23 protein-coding genes and 1 riboswitch are annotated in these 26,716 nt (G+C 73.7%); of the genes, 22 read left to right on the forward strand and 1 reads right to left on the reverse strand.

What is annotated here, in order from left to right; translation table 11 throughout:
- Positions 1-170: 170 nt before the first annotated feature.
- The 13 genes from pyrR to metK all read left to right on the forward strand — a co-directional run bounded on the left by pyrR (position 171) and on the right by metK (position 14,938).
- Positions 171-746, forward strand: coding sequence for a bifunctional pyr operon transcriptional regulator/uracil phosphoribosyltransferase PyrR (gene pyrR / locus SM611_RS24545; RefSeq protein WP_371952259.1), 576 nt, complete (start codon positions 171-173; stop codon positions 744-746).
- Positions 743-1,684, forward strand: coding sequence for an aspartate carbamoyltransferase catalytic subunit (locus SM611_RS24550; protein WP_371952260.1), 942 nt, complete (start codon positions 743-745; stop codon positions 1,682-1,684). The genes pyrR and SM611_RS24550 overlap by 4 nt, the downstream gene beginning before the upstream one ends.
- Entirely contained in the window at positions 1,681-2,967 is a 1,287-nt protein-coding gene (locus SM611_RS24555) for a dihydroorotase (protein ID WP_371952261.1), read from the forward strand. The genes SM611_RS24550 and SM611_RS24555 overlap by 4 nt, the downstream gene beginning before the upstream one ends.
- A complete protein-coding gene (gene carA, locus SM611_RS24560; protein WP_371952262.1) occupies positions 2,964-4,082 on the forward strand; it encodes a glutamine-hydrolyzing carbamoyl-phosphate synthase small subunit in 1,119 nt (372 codons plus the stop codon). Before SM611_RS24555 ends, carA begins: the two co-directional genes overlap by 4 nt.
- On the forward strand, positions 4,082-7,438 hold the full coding sequence (carB, locus tag SM611_RS24565; RefSeq protein ID WP_371952263.1) for a carbamoyl-phosphate synthase large subunit: 3,357 nt from the start codon (positions 4,082-4,084) through the stop codon (positions 7,436-7,438). Before carA ends, carB begins: the two co-directional genes overlap by 1 nt.
- 73 nt (positions 7,439-7,511) lie before the next feature.
- Positions 7,512-8,399 (forward strand): iron-sulfur cluster-binding protein, encoded by an 888-nt coding sequence (locus SM611_RS24570; protein WP_371952264.1) that lies wholly within the window; start codon positions 7,512-7,514, stop codon positions 8,397-8,399.
- Positions 8,396-9,388 (forward strand): dihydroorotate dehydrogenase, encoded by a 993-nt coding sequence (locus tag SM611_RS24575; RefSeq protein WP_371952265.1) that lies wholly within the window; start codon positions 8,396-8,398, stop codon positions 9,386-9,388. Before SM611_RS24570 ends, SM611_RS24575 begins: the two co-directional genes overlap by 4 nt.
- Positions 9,385-10,089 (forward strand): orotidine-5'-phosphate decarboxylase, encoded by a 705-nt coding sequence (gene pyrF / locus SM611_RS24580; protein ID WP_371952266.1) that lies wholly within the window; start codon positions 9,385-9,387, stop codon positions 10,087-10,089. Before SM611_RS24575 ends, pyrF begins: the two co-directional genes overlap by 4 nt.
- A gap of 758 nt (positions 10,090-10,847) precedes the next feature.
- Positions 10,848-11,174: an integration host factor, actinobacterial type gene (mihF, locus tag SM611_RS24585; protein ID WP_371952267.1), complete on the forward strand. Its 327-nt coding sequence runs from the start codon at positions 10,848-10,850 to the stop codon at positions 11,172-11,174.
- Positions 11,175-11,268: 94 nt separating this feature from the next.
- Positions 11,269-11,856, forward strand: a complete 588-nt coding sequence (gene gmk / locus SM611_RS24590) for a guanylate kinase (RefSeq protein ID WP_371952417.1) — start codon at positions 11,269-11,271, stop codon at positions 11,854-11,856.
- 28 nt (positions 11,857-11,884) lie between these two features.
- Entirely contained in the window at positions 11,885-12,139 is a 255-nt protein-coding gene (gene rpoZ / locus SM611_RS24595; RefSeq protein ID WP_021597645.1) for a DNA-directed RNA polymerase subunit omega, read from the forward strand.
- A 217-nt stretch (positions 12,140-12,356) separates the two neighbouring features.
- Positions 12,357-13,622, forward strand: coding sequence for a bifunctional phosphopantothenoylcysteine decarboxylase/phosphopantothenate--cysteine ligase CoaBC (gene coaBC, locus SM611_RS24600; RefSeq protein ID WP_371952268.1), 1,266 nt, complete (start codon positions 12,357-12,359; stop codon positions 13,620-13,622).
- Between the two features lie 122 nt (positions 13,623-13,744).
- Complete coding sequence (gene metK / locus SM611_RS24605) at positions 13,745-14,938, forward strand: methionine adenosyltransferase (protein ID WP_371952269.1); 1,194 nt, start codon at positions 13,745-13,747, stop codon at positions 14,936-14,938.
- A 72-nt stretch (positions 14,939-15,010) separates the two neighbouring features.
- Here metK and SM611_RS24610 read toward each other — a convergent pair whose 3' ends face one another.
- The gene (locus tag SM611_RS24610; protein WP_371952270.1) at positions 15,011-16,561 is read right to left on the reverse strand and encodes a DUF8823 domain-containing protein; all 1,551 of its coding nucleotides are present in this window, start codon (positions 16,559-16,561) and stop codon (positions 15,011-15,013) included.
- 256 nt (positions 16,562-16,817) lie between these two features.
- Between SM611_RS24610 and SM611_RS24615 the strand changes: the two genes are divergently transcribed.
- The 9 genes from SM611_RS24615 to SM611_RS24655 all read left to right on the forward strand — a co-directional run bounded on the left by SM611_RS24615 (position 16,818) and on the right by SM611_RS24655 (position 26,649).
- On the forward strand, positions 16,818-18,971 hold the full coding sequence (locus tag SM611_RS24615; protein ID WP_371952271.1) for a primosomal protein N': 2,154 nt from the start codon (positions 16,818-16,820) through the stop codon (positions 18,969-18,971).
- Between the two features lie 16 nt (positions 18,972-18,987).
- Entirely contained in the window at positions 18,988-20,796 is a 1,809-nt protein-coding gene (locus tag SM611_RS24620) for a hypothetical protein (protein ID WP_371952272.1), read from the forward strand.
- A gap of 87 nt (positions 20,797-20,883) precedes the next feature.
- On the forward strand, positions 20,884-21,429 hold the full coding sequence (gene def, locus SM611_RS24625; RefSeq protein WP_151542021.1) for a peptide deformylase: 546 nt from the start codon (positions 20,884-20,886) through the stop codon (positions 21,427-21,429).
- Positions 21,430-22,356: a methionyl-tRNA formyltransferase gene (gene fmt / locus SM611_RS24630; RefSeq protein WP_371952273.1), complete on the forward strand. Its 927-nt coding sequence runs from the start codon at positions 21,430-21,432 to the stop codon at positions 22,354-22,356.
- On the forward strand, positions 22,356-23,762 hold the full coding sequence (locus SM611_RS24635) for an RsmB/NOP family class I SAM-dependent RNA methyltransferase (protein ID WP_371952274.1): 1,407 nt from the start codon (positions 22,356-22,358) through the stop codon (positions 23,760-23,762). The genes fmt and SM611_RS24635 overlap by 1 nt, the downstream gene beginning before the upstream one ends.
- 15 nt (positions 23,763-23,777) lie before the next feature.
- Positions 23,778-24,728, forward strand: a complete 951-nt coding sequence (locus SM611_RS24640; protein WP_371952275.1) for a phosphatase PAP2 family protein — start codon at positions 23,778-23,780, stop codon at positions 24,726-24,728.
- Positions 24,729-24,740: 12 nt separating this feature from the next.
- Positions 24,741-25,418 carry a ribulose-phosphate 3-epimerase gene (gene rpe, locus SM611_RS24645; protein WP_371952276.1) on the forward strand — a complete coding sequence of 226 codons (678 nt, stop codon included), beginning with the start codon at positions 24,741-24,743 and terminating at the stop codon, positions 25,416-25,418.
- Complete coding sequence (locus SM611_RS24650) at positions 25,415-25,720, forward strand: HAD family hydrolase (protein ID WP_371952277.1); 306 nt, start codon at positions 25,415-25,417, stop codon at positions 25,718-25,720. The genes rpe and SM611_RS24650 overlap by 4 nt, the downstream gene beginning before the upstream one ends.
- 80 nt (positions 25,721-25,800) lie before the next feature.
- Positions 25,801-25,931: riboswitch (FMN riboswitch) on the forward strand.
- Between the two features lie 70 nt (positions 25,932-26,001).
- Positions 26,002-26,649 carry a riboflavin synthase gene (locus SM611_RS24655; RefSeq protein WP_371952278.1) on the forward strand — a complete coding sequence of 216 codons (648 nt, stop codon included), beginning with the start codon at positions 26,002-26,004 and terminating at the stop codon, positions 26,647-26,649.
- The last annotated feature ends 67 nt before the right edge of the window (positions 26,650-26,716 follow it).

Raw genomic sequence — 26,716 nt, forward strand, 5'->3', positions numbered from 1 at the left:
GTGACCCCTCTCACCTGCGAAGACGTGGACCGGTCCGGGTGCGGAGCGGTCCGGGCCGGCTGCTAACGTGGGTGCGACATGACGTCCTTTAAGGCCCGTCCCGTGAGGCGGGGAAGGAGGTTCCGGCGGTGAATGCTGCCTCCAGGCCGGATCGGCAGGCGGAGGCGCGTGTGGCGGACGGTGATCCCCGGCCCAAGGCCGTTCTCGAGGGTCCCGACATCAGACGCGCGCTGACCCGCATCGCCCACGAGATCCTCGAGCGCACCAAGGGCGGCCACGACGTCCTGCTGCTCGGCATCCAGACCCGCGGCGTGACGCTGGCCGAGCGGCTGGCGGGCGCGCTGCGCGAGGTCGAGGGCCGCCCGGTGCCCTGGGGCTCGCTCGACGTGACGATGTACCGCGACGACCTGCGGATGCGGCCCGCCCGCGCCCTCGGCCGCACCGAGCTGCCCGCCGAGGGGGTCGACGACCGGGTCGTCGTCCTGGTCGACGACGTGCTGTTCTCCGGCCGCACGGTGCGCGCCGCGCTGGACGCCCTCAACGACCTCGGGCGGCCCCGCGCCGTCCAGCTGGCCGTGCTGGTCGACCGCGGGCACCGGGAGCTGCCGATCCGCGCCGACTACGTCGGCAAGAACCTGCCCACCTCGATGCGGGAGACCGTGAAGGTGCTGCTGGACGAGAACGACGGGCGCGACGCGGTGCTGCTGGGCCCCGTGCCGGCCGGCCCGACGGGGGGTGCCGAATGAACCGCCATCTGATCTCCGCCGCCGACCTGTCCCGCGACGACGCGCTGCTCGTCCTGGACACGGCCGAGGAGCTGGCGCAGATCGCGGGCCGCTCCATCAAGAAGCTGCCGACGCTGCGCGGCCGGACGGTCGTCAACCTCTTCTTCGAGGACTCCACCCGCACCCGGATCTCGTTCGAGGCGGCGGCCAAGCGGCTGTCCGCCGACGTCATCAACTTCTCCGCCAAGGGGTCGAGCGTGTCCAAGGGCGAGAGCCTGAAGGACACGGCCCTCACCCTGGAGGCGATGGGCGCGGACGGCGTCGTCATCCGGCACGGGGCCTCGGGCGCGCCGCACCGGCTCGCGGGCTGGGTGCAGGGCAGCGTGGTCAACGCCGGCGACGGCACGCACGAGCACCCCACCCAGGCGCTCCTGGACGCGTTCACGATGCGCAAGCGGCTCGGTGAGCTGGACGGCCGCCGCGTCACGATCGTGGGGGACGTCCTGCACAGCCGTGTGGCACGATCCAACGTCCTGCTGCTGGACACGCTCGGCGCGGACGTCACGGTGGTCGCGCCCCCGACGCTGCTGCCGGTCGCCATCGACACGTGGCCGTGCTCGGTGTCGTACGACCTCGACGCCGTCATCCCCAAGAGCGACGTCATCATGATGCTGCGCGTCCAGCAGGAGCGCATGAACGCCGCCTACTTCCCGACCGTGCGCGAGTACAGCCGCCGCTACGGCCTGGACGTCGACCGCATGGCGCAGCTGCCCGAGCACGCCATCGTCATGCACCCCGGTCCGATGAACCGCGGCGTCGAGATCGCCGCCGAGGTCGCCGACTCGGTCCGCTCCACGATCGTCGAGCAGGTCGCCAACGGCGTCAGCGCCCGCATGGCCGTCCTGTACCTGCTTCTCGGGGGCAGCGAGCCCGCCATCGGCCAGGAGGTCTCCCAATGACGACGTACATCATCAAGGGCGCGCGGATCCTCGGCGGCGAGCCCGCCGACATCCTGGTGCGCGAGGGCGCCATCGCCGAGGTGGGCCGCGGCCTGGACGAGGCCGGCGCGCAGACCGTCGACGCCGACGGGCTGGTGGCCCTCCCCGGCCTGGTCGACCTCCACACCCACCTGCGCGAGCCCGGCCGCGAGGACGCCGAGACCGTCGAGTCGGGGACGAAGGCCGCCGCGGTGGGCGGGTACACCGCCGTCCACGCGATGGCCAACACCGACCCGGTGGCCGACACGGCCGGCGTGGTCGAGCAGGTGTGGCGCCTCGGCCGCGAGGCCGGGTACTGCGACGTCCAGCCGGTCGGGGCCGTCACGCGCGGCATCGCCGGCGAGAAGCTGGCCGAACTGGGCGCGATGGCCGACTCCGCCGCGCGAGTACGGGTCTTCTCCGACGACGGCCACTGCGTGTCCGACGCGGTCATCATGCGCCGCGCGCTGGAGTACGTGAAGGCGTTCGACGGCGTCGTCGCCCAGCACGCGCAGGAGCCGCGCCTCACCGAGGGCGCGCAGATGAACGAGGGCGAGATGTCGGCCGCGCTCGGCCTGCGCGGCTGGCCCGCCGTCGCCGAGGAGGCGATCATCGCCCGGGACGTGCTGCTCGCCCAGCACGTCGGGTCGCGGCTGCACGTGTGCCACGTGTCCACGGCCGGCTCGGTGGAGATTATCCGCTGGGCGAAGAGCAAGGGCTGCCCGGTGACCGCCGAGGTCACCCCGCACCACCTGCTGCTGAACGACGCCAAGGCCGGGACCTACGACCCGATCTTCAAGGTCAACCCGCCGCTGCGCACCGCCGACGACGTCACGGCGCTGCGGCACGCGCTCGCCGACGGCACGATCGACTGCGTCGCCACCGACCACGCCCCGCACCCGGTCGAGGCCAAGGAGACCGAGTGGGCCGTGGCCGCGATGGGGATGATCGGGCTGGAGACCGCGCTGCCGGTCGTCCAGGAGGCGATGGTCGAGACCGGCCTGCTCGACTGGGCCGGGGTCGCCGACCGGATGTCCTTCCGCCCCGCCCGCATCGGCCGCCTGTCCGGACAGGGTCGTCCGCTGGAGGCAGGTTCGCCCGCCAACATCACGCTGTACGACCCGTCGCCGCGCCGCGCCGTGGACCCGTCCGCGATGACCTCCAAGAGCCGCAACACCCCGTTCGCGGGGCTGGAGCTGCCCGGGCGGGTCGCCGCGACGTTCCTGCGCGGCGAGCCGACCGTCCTCGAAGGGAAGCTCCAATGAACCCTGCTCTGCTCGTTCTGGAAGACGGCAGGGTGTTCCGCGGGGTGGCGTACGGGGCCGAGGGCGAGACTTTCGGCGAGATGGTCTTCAACACCGGCATGACCGGCTACCAGGAGACCCTCACCGACCCCTCGTACGCCCGCCAGATCGTGGCCATGACGTCCCCCCACATCGGCAACACCGGTGTCAACGCCGAGGACCCCGAGTCGCGCCGCATCCAGGTGGCCGGCTACGTGGTGCGCGAGCCCGCCCGCGTCGCGTCCAACTGGCGCGCCACCGGCTCGCTGGGCTCGGCGCTGCGGGAGCAGGGCGTGGTGGGCATCGCCATCCCCGGCACGCGCGCGCTGACGCGGCACCTGCGCGACAAGGGCGCCATGCGCGCCGCCATCTTCAGCGGGGCCGACGCCCTGGCGCCCAGTGAGGACGCCCTGGTGCGGCGCGTCCGGGAGACTCCCTCGATGGAGGGCGCCGACCTCGCGCGGGACGTCTCCACCGCCGAGCCCTACGTCGTCCCGGCCAGGGGCGAGAAGCGCTACACCGTCGCCGCGGTCGACCTCGGCATCAAGTCGATGACGCCGTACCGGATGTCCGAGCGGGGCTGCGAGGTGCACGTCCTGCCCGCGACCAGCACCGCCCGGGACATCCTCGCCCTCGGGCCCGACGGCGTGTTCTTCTCCAACGGCCCCGGCGACCCGGCCGCCGCCGGCTACGCCGTGGACGCGCTGAAGGGCGTCCTCGACACCGGCACGCCGTTCTTCGGCATCTGCTTCGGCAACCAGATCTTCGGCCGCGCGCTGGGCCTCGGCACCTACAAGCTGAGGTTCGGCCACCGGGGCATCAACCAGCCCGTCCAGGACCGGGCGACCGGCAAGGTCGACGTGTCGGCCCACAACCACGGGTTCGCCGTGGACGCCCCCGCCGACGGCCCGTTCGACACCCCGTACGGCCCCGCCGAGGTCACCCACGTCAACCTCAACGACGGCTGCGTCGAGGGGCTGCGGCTCCTGGAGCGCCCCGCGTTCAGCGTCCAGTACCACCCGGAGGCCGCCGCGGGCCCGCACGACGCGTCCGGGCTCTTCGACCGTTTCTGCGAGCTCATGGAGGCGTCGAAGTAATGCCGCGTCGCGAAGACTTGAAGTCCGTCCTGGTCATCGGCTCCGGGCCGATCGTCATCGGCCAGGCGTGCGAGTTCGACTACTCCGGCACCCAGGCGTGCCGGGTGCTGCGGGCCGAGGGCCTGCGGGTCACGCTGGTCAACAGCAACCCGGCCACGATCATGACCGACCCCGAGTTCGCCGACGCGACCTACGTCGAGCCGATCACCCCCGAGGTCGTCGAGAAGATCATCGCCAAGGAGCGGCCGGACGCGCTGCTCCCGACGCTCGGCGGCCAGACGGCCCTGAACACCGCGATCGCGCTGTACGAGAGCGGCGTCCTGGAGAAGTACGGGGTCGAGCTGATCGGCGCCGACGTGGACGCGATCCAGGCCGGCGAGAACCGCGAGCGGTTCAAGGAGGTCGTCGCCAAGGTCGCGCGCGAGCGGGGCCTCAACGCCGAGTCCGCGAAGTCGGTCATCTGCCACACGATGGACGACTGCCTCGCGGCGGCCGGTGAGCTCGGCTACCCGCTCGTCGTGCGGCCGTCGTTCACGATGGGCGGGCGCGGCTCCGGCTTCGCCCACGACGAGGCCGGCCTGCGCCGCATCGCCGGCGCCGGGCTCGACGCGTCCCCGACCGGCGAGGTGCTCCTGGAGGAGTCGATCCTCGGCTGGAAGGAGTACGAGCTGGAGGTCATGCGCGACCGCCACGACAACGTGGTGATCGTGTGCTCCATCGAGAACCTCGACCCGATGGGCGTGCACACCGGCGACTCGATCACGGTCGCGCCCGCGCTGACGCTCACCGACCGCGAGTACCAGAACATGCGGGACGTCGCGATCGCGGTGATCCGCGAGGTCGGCGTCGACACCGGCGGCTGCAACATCCAGTTCGCCGTGCACCCCGGCACCGGCCGCATGATCGTCATCGAGATGAACCCGCGGGTGTCGCGCTCGTCGGCGCTCGCGTCCAAGGCCACCGGCTTCCCCATCGCCAAGATCGCGGCGAAGCTGGCGATCGGCTACACCCTGGACGAGATCCCGAACGACATCACCCGCGAGACGCCCGCGTCGTTCGAGCCCACGCTCGACTACGTCGTGGTGAAGGTGCCGCGGTTCGCGTTCGAGAAGTTCCCCGGCGCCGACGGCACGCTGACCACGCACATGAAGTCGGTGGGCGAGGCCATGGCCATCGGGCGCTGCTTCACCGAGGCGCTGCAGAAGGCGCTGCGGTCGCTGGAGCAGAAGGGCTCGTCGTTCAGCTGGGCCGGCGAGGCCGACGCCGCCGAACTGGTCGAGTCGGCCAGGCGCCCGCACGACGGGCGGCTCAGGGACGTCCAGCGCGCCCTCTGGGCCGGGGCCACCGTCCAGGACATGTACGACGCGACCGGCATCGACCCCTGGTTCCTCGACCAGATCGCCGCCGTCAACGAGGTCGCCGAGGAGATCCGCACCGCCGACGACGCCCTCACCAAGGACAAGCTGCTCCGCGCCAAGCGGCACGGCTTCTCCGACGCGCAGATCGGCGAGCTGCGGAACCTCTCCGAGGAGGTCGTGCGCGAGCTGCGGCACGCACTCGGCATCCGTCCCGTCTACCTGACGGTCGACACGTGCGCCGCCGAGTTCGAGGCCCAGACGCCGTACCTGTACTCGGCCTACGACGAGGAGACCGAGGTCCCGCCGGGGAGCAAGCCGAAGGTCATCATCCTGGGCAGCGGCCCCAACCGCATCGGCCAGGGCGTCGAGTTCGACTACTCGTGCGTCCACGCGTCGTTCACGCTGGCCGAGGCGGGCTACGAGGCCGTGATGGTCAACTGCAACCCCGAGACGGTCTCCACCGACTACGACACCTCCGACCGGCTCTACTTCGAGCCGCTCACGCTGGAGGACGTCCTGGAGGTCGTCTACGCGGAGCAGCAGTCCGGTGAGGTCGCGGGCGTCATCGTCCAGCTCGGCGGCCAGACGCCCCTGGGGCTCGCCCAGAAGCTCAAGGACGCCGGAGTGCCGATCGTGGGCACCTCCCCGGAGAGCATCCACCTTGCCGAGGAGCGCGGCGCGTTCGGACGCGTCCTGCACCGGGCGGGCCTCCTCGCGCCCAAGCACGGCACCGCCACCTCCTACGAGGAGGCGCGCGAGATCGCCGCCGAGATCGGCTACCCGGTCCTCGTCCGCCCCTCGTACGTACTCGGCGGGCGCGGCATGGAGATCGTGTACGACGACGCGACGCTGGAGTCGTACATGGCCCGCGCGACGGAGGCGAGCCCCGAGCACCCCGTCCTCGTCGACCGCTTCCTGGACGAGGCCATCGAGATCGACGTCGACGCCCTGTTCGACGGCGACGAGCTCTACCTCGGCGGCGTGATGGAGCACATCGAGGAGGCCGGCATCCACTCCGGCGACTCGGCGTGCGCGCTGCCGCCCATCACGCTCGGGCACGACGACATCCGCCGCATCCGCGAGTCCACGGAGGCGCTCGCGCGCGGCGTCGGCGTGCGCGGGCTCATGAACGTCCAGTACGCGCTCTCCGCGGGCGTCCTGTACGTGCTGGAGGCCAACCCGCGCGCGTCCCGCACGGTGCCGTTCGTGTCCAAGGCGACGGCCGTGCCGCTCGCCAAGGCCGCGGCGCGCGTCATGATGGGCGCCACCGTCGCCGAGCTCCGCGCCGAGGGCATGCTGCCCGCGGCGGGCGACGGCGGCACCCTCCCGCTGGACGCGCCGATCGCGGTGAAGGAGGCCGTCCTCCCGTTCGACCGGTTCCGCAACGAGAGCGGGCAGGGCGTCGACATCGTCCTCGGCCCCGAGATGCGCTCGACCGGCGAGGTGATGGGCATCGACGAGGTGTTCGGCACCGCGTTCGCCAAGTCGCAGCAGGCCGCCTACGGGTCGCTGCCGACCAAGGGGCGCGCGTTCGTGTCCGTCGCGAACCGCGACAAACGGCACATGGTCTTCCCCGTGAAACGCCTCGCTGACCTGGGCTTTGAGATTCTTGCCACGGAAGGGACCGCGGAGGTCCTGCGCCGCAACGGCGTGCGTGCCAAGATCGTGCGCAAGCACAGCGAGGGTCCGGGCCCGTCCGGCGAGCCCACGATCGTGCGGCGCGTCCTCGACGGCGAGGTCGACCTCATCGTCAATACTCCCTTCGGCAGCCCCGGCCAGTCCGGGCCGCGGCTCGACGGTTACGAGATCCGTACCGCGGCCGTGCTGCGGGGCGTACCGTGCGTGACGACCGTGCAGGGCCTCGCGGCGGCCGTGCAGGGCATCGAGGCCGTCGCCGGCGGCCAGGTCGGCGTCCGCTCCCTCCAGGAGCACGCCGAGCGGATCGGCGGCGCCCGCGGCCGCGCCGGCGCGCCGGACGGCACCGTGGCGCCCGGGTGAGGACAGGCCGCGCCCGGCCGGGCCGGCCCCGCCGCCCGGCCGCGCGCGGCGCACGACGAGGAGAGGGAGACGGGTGTCCGACACGCCGGTGCAGACGTCGGCGACGGTCCTGACGGTCCGCCAGGTGCAGGACTACCACGCGATGACGCTGGTGGCCCCGGCCATCGCCGAGCGGTTCCGCCCCGGCCAGTTCGTGGCGCTCGCCGTCGGCGGCGAGCACACGTCCCGCCTGGTCCGCCGCTGCTTCGGGGTGCACGAGGTCAAGTCCGACTACGGCGGCACCGTCGAGCTGGTGTTCGCCGACACCGAGCCCGGCACCGGCTGGCTCGCGGGCCGCCGCTCCCGCGACCAGATCGACCTCGTCGGGCCGCTCGGCCGCCCGTTCCGGCTGCCCCGCGACCCGGTGACCTGCCTTCTCGTCGGCGGCGGCCCCGGCGGCGCCGCCGTGTTCGCGCTCGCCGACACGCTGCTGCGGCGCGGCTGCCAGGTGCACTTCGTGCTCGGCGGGCCGTCCGCCCGGCAGGTGTTCGGCTCCCGGATGGCGCAGCGCATCGGCGACAGCTCGACCGTCGCCACCGAGGACGGCACGATGGGGGAGCGCGGCACCGTCCGCGACGTCCTGCCCCGCGTCATCGAGGAGACCGGCGCCGACGTCGTCTACGGCTGCGGGCCGACGGGCCTGCTGCGCTCGGTCACCCAGATCGCCGGCGACTTCGGCCTGCCCTCGCAGGTGTCGGTCGAGGAGTTCCTGCAGCGGACGGGCGCCTGCGGCATCGGCGTCTGCATGACGTGCATGCTCCCCGTCCACGGCGACGACGGCGTCACCCGCATGGTCCGCGCCTGCGCGGACGGCCCCGTCCTGCGCGGCGACCGCATCCGCTGGGGCGACCTCGGCACGATCCCGTTCGACGCGCTGGGCGCGCCGCGCGTCCTGAGCGTCTCCGAAGGGGGCCAGCAGTGAGCGACCGGGCGGGCGACCGGGTCAGGACCGCACTCGGGCCGCTGGAGCTGCCCAATCCCGTCCTGACGGCGTCCGGGTGCGGCGGGACGGGACGGGAGCTCGCCCAGTTCTTCGACCTCGGCCGCCTGGGGGCGTTCGTCACCACGTCCGTGATGCCCCAAGCGCGCGCGGGCCGCCCCACGCCGCGCGTGACCGAGACCCCGAGCGGCCTCCTCACCGCCATGGGCCTCCCCGGCCCCGGCGTGGAGACGTTCCTCGAACGGGACCTCCCCTGGCTCATCGAGCAGGACGTCCGCACGATCGTGTCCATCGCCGGCAACAGCGTCGAGGAGTACGGCGACGTGGCCCGCCGCCTCCGCGGCGTCCCCGGCGTCGCCGCGATCGAGGTCAACGTCGCCTGCCCCAACGTCGAGGACCGCGGGCGCGTGTTCGCCTGGCACCCGGCCGCCGCCGCGTCCGTCGTCCGCGCCGTCCGCGCCCACGCCCGGCCGGGCGTCCCGATCTTCGCCAAGCTCGCCCCGGACGTGACCGACATCGTCACGATCGCGCTCGCGTGCGTCGACGCGGGCGCCGACGGCCTCACCCTGATCAACACCGTCGAGGGCATGGCGATCGACCCGGAGACGCTCCGGCCGGCTCTCAGCGGCGTGTCGGGCGGCCTGTCCGGGCCCGCCGTCCGGCCCATCGCGGTCCGCTGCGTCTACCAGGTGCACGCCGCGCTGCCCAGCACGCCCATCATCGGCGTCGGCGGCATCGCCACCGGCCTGGACGCGCTGGAGTTCATCCTCGCCGGCGCCTCCGCCGTCGCCGTCGGCACCGCCGTCTTCCACGACCCCGCGGCCGGGCCGCGCGTCCTGCGCGAGCTGGAGGAGGCCCTCGCGGCGCGCCGCATCGGCCGCCTCGCCGACGCCGTCGGCCTCGCGCACAAGCCCGCCGGGTACGTCCCTCCCCAGGTGCGCCCGCAACAGCCCGAGAAGGAGAAGCTGTGACCGCCGCCCCCATCGCCGTCGCGCTGGACGCGCCCGACCTGGAGACGGCCGCGCGCTGGGCCACCCTGGTCACGCCGCACGTCTCCACCGTCAAGGTGGGCCTGGAGCTCTACCTGCGCTACGGGCCGGACGTCGTCGCCAGCGTCCGGGGCGCCAGCCGCGTCCAGGTCTTCCTGGACCTCAAGCTCCACGACATCCCCGCGACCGTGCGCGGCGCCGCCCGCGCCGTGGCGCGGCTCAAGCCGGCCTACCTGACCGTGCACGCCGCCGGCGGCCCCGCGATGATCCGTGCCGCCGTGGAGGCCGTGCCCGCCACGAAGATCGCCGCGGTGACCGTCCTGACGTCGCTCGGCGAGGCGGACCTCACCGCCCTGGGCCTCGCCGGGCCGGCGCCGGACGCGGTCCGCCGGCTCGCCGCCCTCGCCGTCGAGGCGGGCGCGCAGGCCCTCGTCTGCTCCCCGCAGGAGGCCGCCGCCGTCCGCGCCGAGGTCGGGCCGGGCATCACGCTGATCACTCCGGGTGTCCGGCCCGCCGGCGCCGCCAACCAGGACCAGGCCCGCGTCGCCACCCCGGAGGACGCGCTGGCCGCCGGCGCCGACCTCCTGGTCATCGGGCGCCCCATCACGGGCGCCCCCGACCCCGGAGCGGCCGCGGCCGCCATCGCGGCGGCGCTGCGCCGCACCTCCTCCGGCACCGGCTGAGCCCCCGTCTCCCGGGGGGCGAGTGGGCATTGGGGTGACCGTGGGTGCATGGGGCAGAACTGCATTCCGCGAAAGTTTCGAAGCGCACTCGGGCGTGCGCGACCGCACATTGTGGTTTTAGTCGCATGCGAATACCGGGGAAGCGGTGTTCGCATTGCGAGTACTTGCCGAACGACGAAGTCGTTCACGCGGAGCGGCGATTCCGGCCGGGGCGGCCCCCGGCGGGTCGTCCGGTCGATCCGCGTCCGTGTCGCGCCCTGGCGGCGGGCGGGGGAGCTGAGTGGGTGGCGCGGTCCTCCGAGCGGGAGACGATCTTGGCGGGGTCGGGTGTTGTCGAGGATGACAGTAACGGTGCCGCCGCGACGTGCGGAACGGCGGGGCGTGATGAGCGTCACTCGGTCGGGATCGTTTGTGGGAGACCTCACAGGAGGCGCCCGAGGGCGCCCGTCCGGGCCCTCCGGGGGCGCGGCGGGACCGCCGGGCGGGGCCGCGAACCGTAGTGACATATGGGTACGGAGTGCCGCATTTGGGGGTGGAAAGGGGGGATTTTCACGATCATGCGAAAGTCCCAGCAAGGCAAGGGGATGCGCCGCCGACCCCCCCGGATTGGGTACACTCTGTATTCAGGACACTCCGGGGAGTGATATTCGTGAATTTGTGGTGGGCTAAACGGCACTTCACGTTGCCTTATGGGTGGTGAACTCGCTAGTTTCCCAACCCGTCCGACTCCGTCGAGTGGAAACCTGAGGTGACCCGGCGTGGCTCTTCCGCCCCTAACCCCCGAACAGCGCGCCGCAGCCCTTGAGAAGGCTGCCAAGGCTCGCAAGGAGCGGGCCGAGGTTAAGAACCGGCTCAAGCACGGTGGAACCTCGCTCGCCGAGGTTCTCAAAGAGGGTCAGTCCGACGATGTCGTCGGCAAGATGAAGGTGTCGGCCCTCCTCGAATCACTGCCCGGTGTGGGCAAGGTCCGTGCGAAGCAGATCATGGAGCGCCTGGGCATCGCCGAGTCCCGCCGTGTGCGGGGCCTCGGCGCCAACCAGCGCGCCTCCCTGGAGCGTGAGTTCGGCGGAAGTGCGAACCGCTGACGCGCGACTCACGGGCGGGCGCGGCGGTCAGTCCGCCGCGGCCGGGCCGGGGCGACCCGAGACCGGCTCCATCCCGCCCGGCTCCGGCGCACCCATCGCTGCGCCGGCAGGCTCCAGAACGCATGGCCCGCTCGCGCGGCGGCTGACGGTCCTGTCCGGGCCGTCGGGCGTCGGCAAGAGCACGGTCGTCGCCGAGATCCGGCGCTCGCACCCGCGGGTGTGGCTGTCGGTCTCGGTGACCACCCGGGCCCCCCGCCCGGGTGAGACCGATGGTGTGCAGTACTTCTTCGTCGACGACGCCGGTTTCGACCGGCTCGTCGCCGAAGGGGAGCTCCTCGAATGGGCCGAGTTCGCGGGAAACCGCTACGGCACCCCGCGGCGGCCCGTCGAGGAGCGCCTCGCCCGCGGCGAACCGGTGCTCCTGGAGATCGATCTGCAGGGCGCCCGGCAGGTCCGCCGCTCCATGGCGGACGCGCGGCTCGTCTTCCTCGCGCCGCCCAGCTGGGAGGAGCTCGTCCGCCGGCTCACCCGCCGCGGCACCGAGCCGCCCGAGGTGATCGAACGCCGGCTCGACGCGGCCCGCGTCGAACTCGCCGCCGAGAAGGAGTTCGACGTCACGCTCGTCAACACGTCCGTCCAGGACGTGTGCGATGAGCTGCTAACCTTGATGGCTGTTCACTAGTCGAGACCTACCAGTGGAAGGCCACCGAGTGGCAGCCAGCAATGAGGGCATCACCAACCCGTCGATCGACGAGCTCCTCGAGGTCGTCGACACCAAGTACGGCCTCGTGAGCATCGCGGCCAAGCGCGCCCGGCAGATCAACGCCTACTACGCCCAGCTGGGCGAGGGCCTGCTGGAGTACGTCGGCCCGCTCGTCGAGACCCAGGTGCAGGAGAAGCCCCTGTCGATCGCGCTCCGCGAGACGCGCGAAGGCCTCCTGAACGCCGAGCCCATCGAAGGCTGACCCCCTGGGCGGGGCGGGCCATGCTACTCGTCGGCCTCCGGCCGCCTTCGCCGATGCCCGTGGTGTTCATCTGGGGGGCGACCCCCAGACCCCCGGGGCGGGCCATGCTACTCGTCGGCCTCCGGCCGCCTTCGCCGATGCCCGTGGTGTTCATCTGGGGGGCGACCCCCAGACCCCCGGGGGCGGGCCGTTCGGCATGTGATGGGACAGTGGCAGCATGACCTCCCGTAAGCCGCGCGTGGTGCTCGGCGTGAGCGCCGGAATCGCCGCGTACAAGGTGTGCGAGCTGCTGCGGCGGCTCACCGAGTCCGGCCACGACGTCACCGTCGTGCCGACCGAGGACGCGCTGCGCTTCGTCGGCGAGCCGACGTGGGCGGCGCTGTCGGGCAACCCCGTGTCCGCCGCGGTGTGGGACGGCGTGTCGCAGGTCCCGCACGTCCGCCTCGGGCAGGGCGCCGACCTGGTGTTCGTCGCGCCCGCCACCGCCGACCTGCTCGCCAGGGCCGCGCACGGGCTGGCCGACGACCTGCTCACCAACACCCTCCTCACCGCCCGGTGCCCCGTCGTGTTCGCGCCGGCGATGCACACCGAGATGTGGGAGCACCCGGCGACCCGGGCCAACGTCGCCACACTGCGCGCGCGCGGCGCCGTCGTGGTCGAGCCGGCGTCCGGGCGGCTCACCGGCAAGGACACCGGCCCCGGCCGGCTGCCCGATCCGGCCGAGCTGTTCGAGGTCGCGCGGCACGTCCTGGCCCGCGGCGCGGACGGCCGCGACCTCGCCGGACGGCGCATCGTCGTCTCGGCGGGCGGCACCCGCGAGGCCATCGACCCCGTCCGCTTCATCGGGAACCGCTCGTCCGGCCTGCAGGGCTACGCCCTCGCCCGCACGGCCGTCGCCCGCGGCGCCCGCGTGACGCTCGTCTCCGCCAACGTCGCCCTGCCCGACCCCGCCGGCGCCGAGGTCGTCGCCGTCGGGTCGGCCGAGGAGATGCGCACCGCCGTGGTGGCCGCCGCGGCCGGCGCCGACGCGGTCGTGATGGCCGCCGCCGTCGCCGACTTCCGGCCGGCCGGCTACCGGGGCTCGAAGATCAAGAAGGCGGAGGGGGCGGAGCCGGAGCCGATCCGGCTCGTCAAGAACCCCGACATCCTGGCCGAGCTCGGCGCGAACCGCCGTCCGGGCCAGGTGATCGTCGGCTTCGCGGCCGAGACCGACGACGTCCTCGCGAACGGCCGCGCCAAGCTCGCCCGCAAGGGCAGCGACCTCCTCGTCGTCAACCAGGTCGGCGAGGACCTGACGTTCGGCCGCCCCGACAACGAGGCCGTGATCCTCGGCGCGGACGGGTCGCACACCGAGGTGCCCCGCGGCGCCAAGGAGGCCCTCGCCGAGATCATCTGGGACCTCGTCGCCGCGCGCCTGGATCCGCCGCCCGCGGACCGGCCGGTGGCCGCCGGCCTCGACCGAGCCTCTACCGGCACCCGATGACGATCGGGCTAGACTGCGGGCCTATCACTCGTCAATACCCGTGCGGGGGACGTCCCCGCCGAACTCGATGACATATCCGTCCTGCGACGTCAGTCAGCAGCCGCTGCAAGGAGTGCACGTACGTGTCTCGCCGCCTGTTCACCTCCGAGTCCGTGACCGAAGGACACCCGGACAAGATCGCGGACCAGATCAGCGATGCGATCCTCGACTCGATGCTCAAGGACGACCCGAAGAGCAGGGTCGCCGTCGAGACGATGATCACGACCGGTCAGGTGCATGTGGCCGGTGAGGTCACCACCGAGACCTATGTGGACATCCCGGGCGTCATCCGGGAGAAGATCCTCGAGATCGGCTACGACTCGTCCAAGAAGGGCTTCGACGGGCACTCCTGCGGCGTGTCGGTGTCCATCGGCGCGCAGTCGCCCGACATCGCGCAGGGCGTCGACGACGCCTACGAGACCCGCGAGGGCGAGGGCGTCGACGACCTGGACCGGCAGGGCGCCGGCGACCAGGGCCTGATGTTCGGCTACGCCACCAGCGAGACCCCCGAGCTGATGCCGCTGCCGATCACGCTGGCGCACCGGCTCGCGCAGCGGCTGTCGGCGGTCCGCAAGAGCGGCGACGTCCCCTACCTGCGCCCGGACGGCAAGACCCAGGTCACCATCGAGTACGACGGCGACCGCGGCGTCCGCCTCGACACCGTCGTCGTGTCCAGCCAGCACGCTCCCGACATCGACCTGAAGGAGTTGCTGGCCCCGGACGTGAAGGAGCACGTGGTCGACCCGGTGCTCGCCCAGTTCGACCTCGACACCGCCGGCTACCGGCTGCTGGTCAACCCGACCGGCCGGTTCGAGATCGGCGGCCCGATGGGCGACGCCGGCCTCACCGGCCGCAAGATCATCGTCGACACCTACGGCGGCATGGCCCGGCACGGCGGCGGCGCGTTCTCCGGCAAGGACCCGTCCAAGGTCGACCGGTCCGCCGCGTACGCGATGCGCTGGGTCGCCAAGAACATCGTCGCCGCGCAGCTCGCCGACCGCGCCGAGGTCCAGGTCGCGTACGCGATCGGCAAGGCGCACCCGGTCGGCGTGTTCGTGGAGACGTTCGGCACCGAGAAGGTCGCCCCGGAGAAGATCGAGAAGGCGGTCGACGAGGTGTTCGACCTGCGTCCGGCCGCGATCGTCCGCGACCTGGACCTGCTCCGCCCGATCTACTCGCAGACCGCCGCGTACGGCCACTTCGGCCGGTCCGAGCCCGACTTCTCCTGGGAGTCGACCGACCGCGCCAAGGCCCTGGCCTCCGCCGCCGGTCTCTGACCCGGCGCGCGACGAAGGGCCCCGGGGGCGTCCCCGGGGCCCTTCCCGTGTTCGGTCGGGTGCCGCGTCCCGTCAGGTGCCGCAGTGGTTGCCGCGGTGCAAGCCGTAGCGGGCGGCGATGGTGTAGCGGCCCGGACGGTCCGCGGTGAGCCGGACGAAGTCGCCCGCGCGCGCCAGGCAGGCGTCCCCTCCGGCGGCGCTCAGCCAGGGCGACCAGGAGATGCGCATCAGGACGGACCCGCGGGCCGGCATGTCGACGACGAGTTCGCCCGCGTTCAGCTCGCGGACGGTCGCGGGGAGGTCGACGAGGGGGGTCGGGCGCGCGACGCGGAACAGGCGCCAGTGCTCGTCCTTCCAGATCTCCGTGAGGTACGGCTGGCCGCCCTCGACGAGGGCGGCCTCGTCCCGCGCCGACCAGTCGACCTCCTGCTCGGGCAGGACGACGTACTCGACGGCCCACGCGTGCAGCCAGTCGCGGTAGGAGGCGGGCGTCAGCGCGCCGTCCTCGTAGAAGAGCCGGTGGCGCTCGGCGTCGACCTGGCGGTTCCAGCCGCGCGCCAGGACGAAGTGGCGGCTGAGCCCGGACGCCTCCCAGTGGGAGCGCAGCGGCACGACCTCGATGCGGGCCCTGTCGGCGCCGAGGGCGTCCAGCTCGGCGACGAGGCCGCGGGCGTGGTCGGCCGCGGACGCCGCCGGCTCGGTGTGGATCAGGTCGTCGACGGGCTTCACGACCTGCCAGGACGCCGTGACGATGAACGCCAGGGACAGCACGGCGATCCGGACCCGGCCCTGCGCGCGGGCGACCGCCGACAGCAGGAACATCCCGCCGAACAGCAGCGACAGCCGTTCGACGTTGCTGCCGACGGGGGAGGGGACCAGCCACGTGAGGACGATCCCGGCCAGGTAGACGGCCGCGCCGACGCGCACGAACGTCCACTCCTTCGGCGCGCACAGCAGGATCGCGACGACGCTGGCGAGCGCCGGCAGCACGATGGCGGTGAGCGAGATCGGCTGGACGCCGCTGAACGGGAACAGCAGGCTCGTCGTGCCCACCACGACGGGCAGGCCGACGGCGACGCAGACGCCCGCGCGGCGGCGGCCGGTGAGCACCAGGGCGGCGGCCAGCACCAGCAGGAACAGGCCGGCGACCGGGCTCGCGAGCGAGGCGAGCAGGCTGAGGACGACCATACCGGCGGCGCGCAGGGCGGGCGTGCCGCGCGGGGTGAACGCCACGATGACGGCCATGAGCGCGAACAGCAGTCCCAGGGCGAAGGTGACGCGGCCCGAGGCGGAGTTGCACGACAGAGCGAACGCGGCCCACAGCGACGCGGGCAGGGCCACGGGCGCCCTGAACCGCTTGAGCAGGCAGGCGGTGAGTGCGGCCGAGAGGGTGCCGGTCACCACCGCGACCGTGCGGATGCCGAACAGCGCCATCAGGTACGGCGACATCACGCTGTAGGACGCCGGATGCATCCCGCCGTACCAGGCGAAGCTGTACGCCGCCGTGGGGTGCTTCCAGGCGAAGTCGGTCCACGCGGCCTGGGCCGCGAGGTCGCCTCCCTCGGCGGCGAGGAAGAGGGCCCACACGAGGTGCAGGACGGCGGCGGCGACCGTCGCGGCCACCACGGGGTGCCGTGCCCGCTTCTTCCACTTCGTCGACGCGGTCGAGGGTCTGGGCGGACGGCTTGGCGGTCTGGGCCGGACCGGGGCGTCCGCCCGCTCTTGAGTATGCGCTGAGGTCACATCGCCTGCACGGGCTCGTCGTCGGCGGGAGCGAGGAGGGCGTCGGGCAATGGGCCAAGGACGCGCGCCCCCGTTGAAACGGACCAACCCTAGCGTGCGAGCCAGGCTGTCGGGTTGATCTGGTAGGACGGGGAGCGTGACGAAGGACGGCGGGGGGACGGACCTGATCCCCGGGCTGGACGATCTTCCGCGGACGCCCGCCGGCGAACCCGGCGGGTCCGGAGAGTCCGGCGGGTCCGGCGCGCCCGGCAAGCCGAAGAAGGCGGGCAGGGCCGGGCGGAAGGGGGCGCGCCGCCCGGCCGGGGAGCTGCCGGTGGCGCGGATCGCGGTCGACATGTCCCTGCCGCATCTGGACCGTCCGTTCGACTACCTGGTCCCCGCCGAGCTGGACGGCAAGGCCGTGCCGGGGTGCCGGGTGCGCGTGCGGTTCGCCGGGCAGCTCGTTGACGGGTTCCTGCTGGAGCGGGCCGCCGAGAGCGGCCATGACGGGAAGCTGCTGTTCCTGGAGCGGGTCACGTCGTCCGAGGCCGTGCTGACGCCGGAGGTGGCCGCGCTGGCCCGGGAGGTGGCCGACCGGTACGCGGGCACGTTCGCGGACGTGCTGCGCCTGGCCGTCCCGCCCCGGCACGCCCGCGTCGAAGCCGAACCGGTGGCCGAGACGGACGGGCCGGGGATGCCCGGCGCGGTCGAGGCGGGCGTCTGGCAGGACTATCCGGCCGGGGCGTCGTTTCTCGGCGCGCTCGCCGACGGGAGAGCGCCGCACGCCGTATGGACGGCGCTGCCCGGCCCCGACTGGACGGCCGCCATGGCGCGGGCCGCCGCCGCCACGCTGAGCGGCGGGCGCGGCGCGCTCATCGTGGTCGCCGACGGACGCGATGTCGCGCGGGTCGACGCCGCGCTCAAGGCGGAGCTGGGGGAGCTCGGGGAGGGCCTGCACGTCGCCTTGACGGCCGAGCTCGGCCCTGCCGAGCGCTACCGCAGGTGGCTCGCGGTCCTCCGCGGCAAGGCGCGGGCGGTGGTGGGCACGCGCGCCGCCATGTTCGCGCCCGTCGCCGACCTCGGGCTGGTCGTGCTCTGGGACGACGGTGACGACGTCCACGCCGAGCCCCACGCGCCTTACCCGCATCCTCGCGACGTCCTCGCCCTGCGTGCGCACCGGGCGGGGGCCGGGGCGCTCATCGGGGGGTTCACCACCACGACCGACGCCGCCCAGCTGGTGGAGAGCGGATGGGCGCACCAGCTGTCCGCCGACCGGGCACGGGTCCGGACGGCGATGCCCCGCGTCCGGTACGTGGGGGAGGACGCGCAGCTCGCCCGCGACGCCGCCGCCCGCACGGCGCGCCTGCCGAACGTCGCGTTCGAGGCGGCCCGGCTCGCCCTCCAGGACGGACCCGTCCTGGTGCAGGTGCCAAGGCGCGGATACGTACCGGGCATCGCGTGCGGGCGCTGCCGCACGCCGGCGCGATGCGAGGCGTGCCAGGGGCCCTTGTCGCTGGCGTCGTCCCACGCCGCGCCCTACTGCCGGTGGTGCGGGCGTATCGCCGGTGACTGGCACTGCCCCGAATGCGGCTTCTTCCAGGTGCGAGCCGTCGTGGTGGGCGCGAAACGCACTGCGGAAGAGCTGGGCAGGGCGTTCCCCGGCGTGCCCGTACGGACGTCTGGGCGTGACGCCGTCCTCGAACGGGTCGGCCCCGAGCGCGCGCTCGTGGTGTCCACACCCGGGGCGGAGCCGCCCGCGGACGAGGGGTACCGGGCCGCGCTGCTGCTGGACGGCTGGGTCCTGCTGGGCCGCCCCGATCTGCGCGCCGGGGAGGAGACGCTGCGGCGGTGGATGAACGCGGCGTCCCTCGTCCGCCCGCAGGGGCCGGTCATCGTGGCCGCCGAAGGGTCGCTGCCCGCCGTCCAGGCGCTCGTCCGGTGGGACCCGGTCACCTACGCGGAGCGCGAGCTGGCCGAGCGCAGGGAGGCGGGCTTCCCGCCCGCCGCGCGCATGGCGTCGCTCACCGGCTCACCGGCCGCGATACGGGAGCTCCTGGCCGATGCCCGCCTGCCCGAGGGGGCGGAGGTGCTCGGGCCCGTGCCCGTGCCGCAGGCCGTGCCCGTGCCGCAGGCCGTGCCCGTGCCGCAGGCGGGGGCCGGCGCCCAGGAGAGGGAACGCGCGCTGGTGCGCGTGCCCCGCGCCGCGGGGCACGCGCTCGCGCGCGCGCTCAAGGAAGCCCAGGGCGTGCGTAGCGCGCGTAAGGCCGCGGAGACGGTACGGGTCCAGATCGACCCCCTGGAGTTGATCTGACCAATAGGGTTCTCTGGTGGCCGACAACTGGGTGGAGAGTACCGCCGGCGACCTGCGGCGGTGGGCGGGCGAACGCGGCGAGGCGCTGGACGAGCAGGGAGTCCGTATCCTGCTCGGCCTCGCGCGGGAGGAGATGGGCCTCGCGGCCCCGGAGGAACTGACCCCGGACGGGGTCCGCGGGCTGCTGCTGGAGGTCTTCCCCGAGACCGTGGTCGCCGGGAGCGACGACGTCCCCACCGTCCTCGACGCCTTCCGCGCGATCGTGCGGTACCTGGGCGACACCGGCGCCGTGCAGGCGCCGGCCGCCGCCGCGCTGGCGGCCGAGATCGACCGCGTCGGCCCGGAGTTCGCCGAGGTCGTGGCGGCCGTCGACAGCGAGGAGCGGCAGGCCGCCGCCGAGGTGATCGGCGGGCTCATGCGGGCCGAGGGCGTCTCCCTGGACGACCAGGAGGCCGTTGACGCGTGGGTGCGCGACTTCGAGGAGCTGCCCGAGGCGGAGCGCTACGCCCGGACCGAGGAGTACCTGCGGCGGGCCGGTGAGCTGGTCGTCCCGCCCGTCCGGCTGGCGTCCCGGGCGGCGGTGGCCGGGGCGGCGCGCGCGTCCGGCCTGACCGCGGCGGTCCTGGCCCTCGCCGACTGGACGGGCGAGCGCGCCCTCACCGAGCACGACACGCTCACCGCGGAGGACGCCGCCGCGGCCGCCGCCGCACTCGGCCTGGACGGTCCGCGCCGCCACGGCCGGATGGAGGACGAGGGCGCGCTTGAGCGGCTGTGGTGGGCCGCCGTCGAGGCGGACGTCATCACGGCCGGGCACGGCGCCGCCGCCCCGGGCCCGGCCTGCGCGGGCCTCCGGTCGGACGACGACGAGGCGCTGCTCGCCGCCTGGCTGCCGCTGTTCGAGGCGACGGCCGTGCCGGGCCACGACTACGCCGACGGTCTGGACGCGGTGGAGCTCGTGCAGAACGAGCTGACCGGCGTCCTGATCCACCTGTACGAGCAGGACGAGCCGACCGAGCCGGAGATCCTGGCGGGGGCGCTGCTCGGGCACGTGGAGGAGGCCTACGACCTCTCCGACGCCGAGGCCATGGCCGACCTCGTCGCGGACGCGCTGCACCTGGAACTGGCGACCCTCGAGGACTGGGGGATCGTCGAGCCGGCCGGCGACGGCCTCGCGCTGACCCCGCTCGGCGTGTGGGCCGTCCGGGAGCTGCTGCTCGCGGACGGCTTCACCGCCCCCGTCGTCGGCGAGCTGGCCGGGGCGCGCGCGTCCGACCTCATCGAGGGGCTCACCTGGTACCGGCCCGACGCCGCCGACGAGGAGATCGACGGTTGGCTGGCCGCCCACGACCCCAAGGACGCCGCCGCCGACCTGCTGGACGTCATGCGCACGGGCGGCCCGGGGGCCCGCAACCTCGCCGCGGCCGTCCTGCACCGCATCGGCGCCGAGGCCGCGCCCGTGGTGCGCGCCGCGCGGGAGCATCCGCTGGTCTCGCCCTACGCCGCGCTCTGGCTGAACGCCGTCGGCGACCCGTCCGGGCGGGAGCTGGCCCGCGAGGAGTACCTCTGGGTGTTCGTCGACACCGTCGCCGGGATGCTGGAGACCGCCGAGCCCGGCGAGGCGGTCGAGGCGGCCCTCATCGACGCTCCGCCGGAGGCCGAGATGAAGGTCATGGTCGGGGAGCTGTGGCGCACGGAGCATCCCGGCGTGGCCGACGTCCTGGAGGCGCTGGGCGCCCATCACCCCGACAAGGCGACCGCCAAGGCGGCCCGTACCGCCGCCTACAAGGCGCGCTCGGCGCATGAGGGGGCGCGCCGCGGCGTGTGAATCACCACGCGTTGTCTCCGTAAACTGGACCGGCACAGCCCGTTCGCAGAACGGCGCAAGAGAACCACGCAGGAAACGGAGTCCCCGTTGGCCGTCAAGCCCATCCGCCTCTTCGGCGACCCCGTGCTGCGCACGCCCGCGGAGCCGGTGAAGGACTTCGACAAGGAGCTGCGCCAGCTCGTCAAGGACCTCACCGACACGATGATCGACGCTCCGGGCGCGGGCCTTGCCGCTCCGCAGCTCGGCGTGGGCCTGCGGGTGTTCACCTACTACGTCGACGACCGGCTCGGCCACGTGGTCAACCCGACGCTCGACCTGTCGGACGAGCAGGAGACCGACGACGAGGGGTGCCTGTCCCTGCCCGGCCTGGCGTTCCCCACGCCGCGCTCCGTGGGCGTCGTCGCCAAGGGCTTCAACATGCACGGCGAGCCCATCACGCTGGAGGGCACCCACCTGCTGGCCCGCTGCGTGCAGCACGAGACCGACCACCTCGACGGGATCATCTTCATCGACCGGATGGACCCCGAGCAGCGCAAGGCCGCGATGAAGGCGATCCGGGAGGCCGAGTGGTTCGGCGACCCGGCGCCCGTCGTCAAGGAGTCGCCGCACCGGACCTTCGGGAAGGCGATCTAGGTGAGGCTCGTCTTCGCGGGCACCCCGGACACCGCGCTTCCGGCGCTGACGGCGCTCCTGGGCTCCTCGCACGAGGTGGTCGCGGTCGTGACCCGCCCCGACCGCCCCACGGGCCGTGGACGCCGTCTGAGCGCCTCTCCGGTGGCGTCGCTGGCCGCCGAGGCCGGCGTCGAGGTGCTGAAGCCGGCCAAGGCCCGCGACCCCGGGTTCCTCGGCCGGCTCCGCGAGATCGCGCCCGACTGCTGCCCGGTCGTCGCCTACGGCGCGCTGCTGCCCCGGGAGGCCCTCGGCATCCCCCGGCACGGCTGGGTGAACCTGCACTTCTCGCTGCTGCCCGCGTGGCGCGGCGCGGCGCCCGTGCAGCGCGCGATCCTGCACGGCGACGACGTGACCGGCGCGGCGACGTTCCAGATCGAGGAGGGCCTCGACACCGGCCCCGTCTACGGCGTCCTCACCGAGCCGATCCGGCCGACCGACACGTCCGGCGACCTTCTGGGAAGGCTCGCCGTCGCAGGCGCGAGCCTGCTCCTCGACACGATGAACGGGATCGAGGCGGGCGTGCTGGAACCGCGGCCGCAGCCGTCCGAAGGCGTGTCCCACGCGGCCAAGCTGGGGCCCGAGGACGGTCGCGTCGACTGGGGCAGCCCGGCCCTGCACATCGACCGGCTCGTGCGCGCGTGCACGCCGGCCCCCGGAGCGTGGACGAACTTCCGCGACACGCGCGTCAAGCTCGGGCCGGTCCGCCCGGCGCCCGGCGCGGACAAGCTCCCGCCCGGCGAGATCCGCCCAGGAAAGAACGAGGTACTGGTGGGAACGGCCACACATCCCGTCGCGCTCGGGGAGGTCCAGCCGCAGGGCAAGCGCCGCATGGCCGCCGCCGACTGGATCCGCGGCGTCAACCTCGTCGGCAAGGACGCGCTGCACTGATGCCGCCCGCCCGTGACCGCCGACGCGCCCCGAACCGCAGGCCGGGCGGCCCCCGCAGGACCGGCCGCCCCCAGGACCTCGTCCGCCGCACCGCGTTCGACGTGATCCGCGCCGTCGAGACCCGCGACGCCTACGCGAACCTCCTGCTGCCCAAGCGCCTGCACGACCGCGACCTGACCGGACGCGACGCCGCCCTCGCCACCGAGCTCACCTACGGGACCCTGCGCGGCCGCGGCACCTACGACGCGGTCCTCGCGCTGTGCAGCGACCGCGAGCTGCGCCGCATCGACGCCCCGCTGCTGGACGTCCTGCGCCTCGGCGCGCACCAGATCCTCGCGACGCGCATCCCGCCGCACGCCGCCGTGGGGACCACCGTGGAGCTGGCCCGGTCCGTCGCCGGCCCCGGCCAGGCGAAGTTCGCCAACGCGGTGCTCCGCAAGGTCGCCACCCGCGACATGGACGCCTGGCTGGAGATCGTGGTGCCCGCCGGCGCCGACACGACGACGCGCCTGTCCATCGCGCACAGCCACCCGAAGTGGATCGTGTCCGCCCTGCGCGACGCCGTCGGACCGGACGAGATCGACGAGCTCCTCGCCGCCGACAACGCCCGCCCCAGGGTGACGCTCGTCGCCCGTCCCGGCCGGGCCACGCTGCAGGAGCTGTACGAGTCCGGCGCGGAGCCCGCCCCGTACTCGCCCTACGCCGCCGTCATGCCCGAAGGCGACCCGGCCGGTATCGCCGCCGTCCGCGAGGGGCGCGCCGCCGTCCAGGACGAGGCCAGCCAGCTGGTCGCCCTCGCGCTGATCGAAGCCTCCGTGGACGGCCCGGACGCCCGCTGGGCGGACCTCTGCGCGGGCCCCGGGGGCAAGGCCGGGCTCCTGTCGGCCATCGCCGCCCAGCGCGGCGCGCGGCTCCTCGCCGCCGACGTCCAGCCGCACCGGGCCGCGCTCGTCCGGCGCGCGGCCGACGACCGCGCGGGCGTGATCGCGGCCGACGGAACGGCCCCGGCATGGCGTCCCGGGGCGTTCGACCGGGTCCTGGTGGACGCGCCCTGCACCGGCCTGGGGGCGCTCCGCCGCCGCCCGGAGGCCCGCTGGCGCCGTGGCCCGGAGGCGGTCGCCGAACTCGGCACGCTGCAGCGCGGGCTGCTCGCCACGGCGCTGGAGTCCGTCCGGCCCGGCGGGGTCGTCGCCTACGTCACCTGCTCGCCCCACCTGGCCGAGACCCGCGTGGTGGTGGACGACGTCCTGCGCAAGCGCGACGACGCCGAACGGCTCGACGCGCCGGCCGTGCTGGCATCGCTCAGCCCCGGCCTCACCGACGTGGGGGACGGCCCGTACGCCCAGTTCTGGCCGCACCGCCACGGCACGGACGCGATGTTCCTGGCGCTCCTGCGCCGCACCTAGCACCTCGGGGGGTCCGTGCTGACCGGCTTCATGCTCTTCATGTCGTACCTGGGCAGCGCGGGCTTCTACGTCCCGCTGCTCGTCGCGCTGTTCTGGTGCGTCGCGCCGCGCCTCGCGGCGCGGGCCTCGGTCGTCCTGCTGACGTGCGGGCTCCTCAACGCGATCCTGAAGCTGGTCTTCCACGACCCGCGCCCGTACTGGACGGACCCCGCCGTCCAGGGCAGGCAGCCGCTGTCGTCCTTCGGGATGCCGTCCGGCCACGCCCAGAACGGCATCGTGGCATGGGGCTTCTTCGCGGCTCAGACCAGGCGGCGGCTCGTCTGGGCGGGTGCCGCCGTCGTCATCGCCTTGATCGGGGTGTCCCGCGTCTACCTGGGCGTCCACTCGACCGGCCAGGTCCTCGCGGGGTGGGCCGTCGGGCTGCTCCTCCTTGTGGCCGCCCTCGCGCTGGAGCCCGTCGTCGTCCCGTGGTGGGCCCGCCGTCATCTCGGCGTTCAGATGGCCCTGTCCCTCGTGCTCTCCCTGCTGCTGCTGGCCGCGGCCTGGGGTGCGTGGCAGCCGCTGGAGAACTGGCAGTGGCCGCAGGCGTGGGCGGACGCCATCAGGGCGGCCGGCGGCCGGGCCGAGCCCGTCTCGCTGACCGACTCCGCCAGGGCCTCCGGCGGGCTCTGCGGCGCCCTCGCCGGCCTGTCGGTGCTCGCGGCGCGCGGCTGGTTCGACCCCGGCGGGCGGGCCTGGCAGCGCCTGGCGCGCGTCCCGCTGGGCTTCGCCGGAGCCGCCGCGGTCGCCGCGCTCGACCTGCTGCCCACGGGGACGAACCTGGCGGAGGCGTTCGCCGTCCAGATGCTCCTCGCGCTGTGGGTCACCGCGGGCGCACCCGAGGCGTTCGTCCGCCTCGGCCTGGCGGCCCGTCCCACCCCCGGCGTCACCCGGCCGGGTGAGGAACGGGCCGAAACGCGCCAATAGACTCGGGGCATCATGGCTCCTCAGATCTCACCCAGCATCCTGTCCGCCGACTTCGCCCGCCTGGCCGAGGACGTCGCGCGCATCGCCGACTCAGCCGACTGGGTCCACGTCGACGTCATGGACAACCACTTCGTCCCCAACCTCACCCTGGGACTGCCGGTCGTCCAGGCGCTGCTGCAGCACAGCGCGCTGCCGCTCGACTGCCACCTGATGATCGAGGACCCCGACCGCTGGGCGCCGGAGTACGCCGAGGCGGGAGCGAAGAGCGTCACCATCCACGCCGAAGCGGCGAAGGCCCCCATCCGCACGCTGCGCGCCATCCGCTCCGCCGGCGCGCGCGCGGGCCTCGGCGTCAACCCGGCCACCCCCGTGGACGGTTTCGAAGACCTCCTCGGCGAGATCGACATGCTCCTGCTGATGACCGTCGAGCCGGGCTTCGGCGGCCAGAAGTTCCTGGACGTCGTCCTGCCGAAGGTCCGCCGCGCCCGCGAGCTCATCAAGGGCCGCGACCTCCCCGTCTGGCTCCAGGTCGACGGCGGCGTCAGCGCCGAGACCATCGAACGCTGCGCCGAGGCCGGGGCGGACGTCTTCGTCGCCGGAAGCGCCGTCTACGGGGCCGACGACCCCTCCGAGGCCATCCGCAGGCTCCGCGCACAGGCCGAGGAGGCGACGGCCAAGGCGGACTGGTGATCCTGCCCTGCGCCGCCGTCCTGTTCGACGTGGACGGCACGCTCGTCGACTCCACTCCGCTGGTCGAACGCGCGGCCCGCGAATGGGCCGCCGAGTACGGCATCGACCCGGACGAGTTCCTGTCCGATGCCCACGGCCGCCGCACGAGTGACCGCGTCGCCGACTTCCTCCCACCCGACCTTCCCGAAGCCACCGCCCGCCTGGACGCCCGGTCGAACGACCGGGGACCCGGTCGAGGCCGGCCTCGGGGCAGGGCCCGGGGCGTGACCGCCGGGGCCGATCGGCCGGGCGGGCTCAGGTGACGTTCAAGGGCGCACGGGCGTGGCGACCGTCACATGGGGCGCGGAATGGAATGCATGGCACACTGGTTGGCAAAGTACGAACGCGTGCTCCGGGGTCGGTGAAATTCCGAACCGGCGGTGACAGTCCGCGACCCGGCCGAAGCCATCGGCCGGTTGACCCGGTGGAACTCCGGGACCGACGGTTAAAGTCCGGATGGGAGGCAGCGCGCGGTACGCCCCTGACCAGGGGTGTGCGATGACCCGTGTACGTCCCCGGAGCCCTGATCTAGGAGGCCCGGGAGATGTTCACCGGCATCGTCGAGGAGCTCGGCGAGATCGTCGCGATCGACCCCCAGGGGGACTCGGTCGCGCTCGCGGTCCGCGGGCCGCTCGTCACCGAGGACGCCGTCCACGGCGCGTCGATCGCGGTCAACGGCGTCTGTCTCACCGTGGTGGACGTCGAGGACGGCGTCTTCACCGCCGACGTCATCAAGGAGACCCTCGACAAGTCCAGCCTGGGCGCGCTGGAACCCGGCTCCAAGGTCAACCTCGAACGTCCCGTCCGGCTGTCCGACCGGCTCGGCGGCCACCTCGTGCAGGGCCACGTGGACGGCGTCGGCGCCATCGTCTCCCGCGAACCGGGCGAGCGGTGGGACGTCGTCACGGTGTCGCTGCCCGCCGGCCTGAGCCGCTACCTGGTGGACAAGGGCTCCATCACCGTCGACGGCATCAGCCTCACGGTCGTGGAGGCCGGCGACGGGGCCGTCCGAGGGGGAACGGCCCCCCGCACCCCCCGCGACGCCGCCGGCTCCCCTTGGTTCACCGTCGCCCTCATCCCGACGACGCTCGCCCTCACCACGCTCGGCCTCAAGAAGCCCGGCGATCCGGTGAACCTCGAAGTGGACGTCGTCGCCAAGTACGTCGAACGCATGATGGGCGACCGGTCGTGAACCGGCCCGGCGCGGGGCCCGTCGACGGGTTCACGAACCGGCTCCGGGCGTCCCGGAGCACGCACCC

Origin of the sequence: Actinomadura monticuli, assembly GCF_041463655.1 — a bacterium.
In the GTDB taxonomy this organism is placed as follows: Bacteria; Actinomycetota; Actinomycetes; order Streptosporangiales; family Streptosporangiaceae; genus Spirillospora; species Spirillospora monticuli.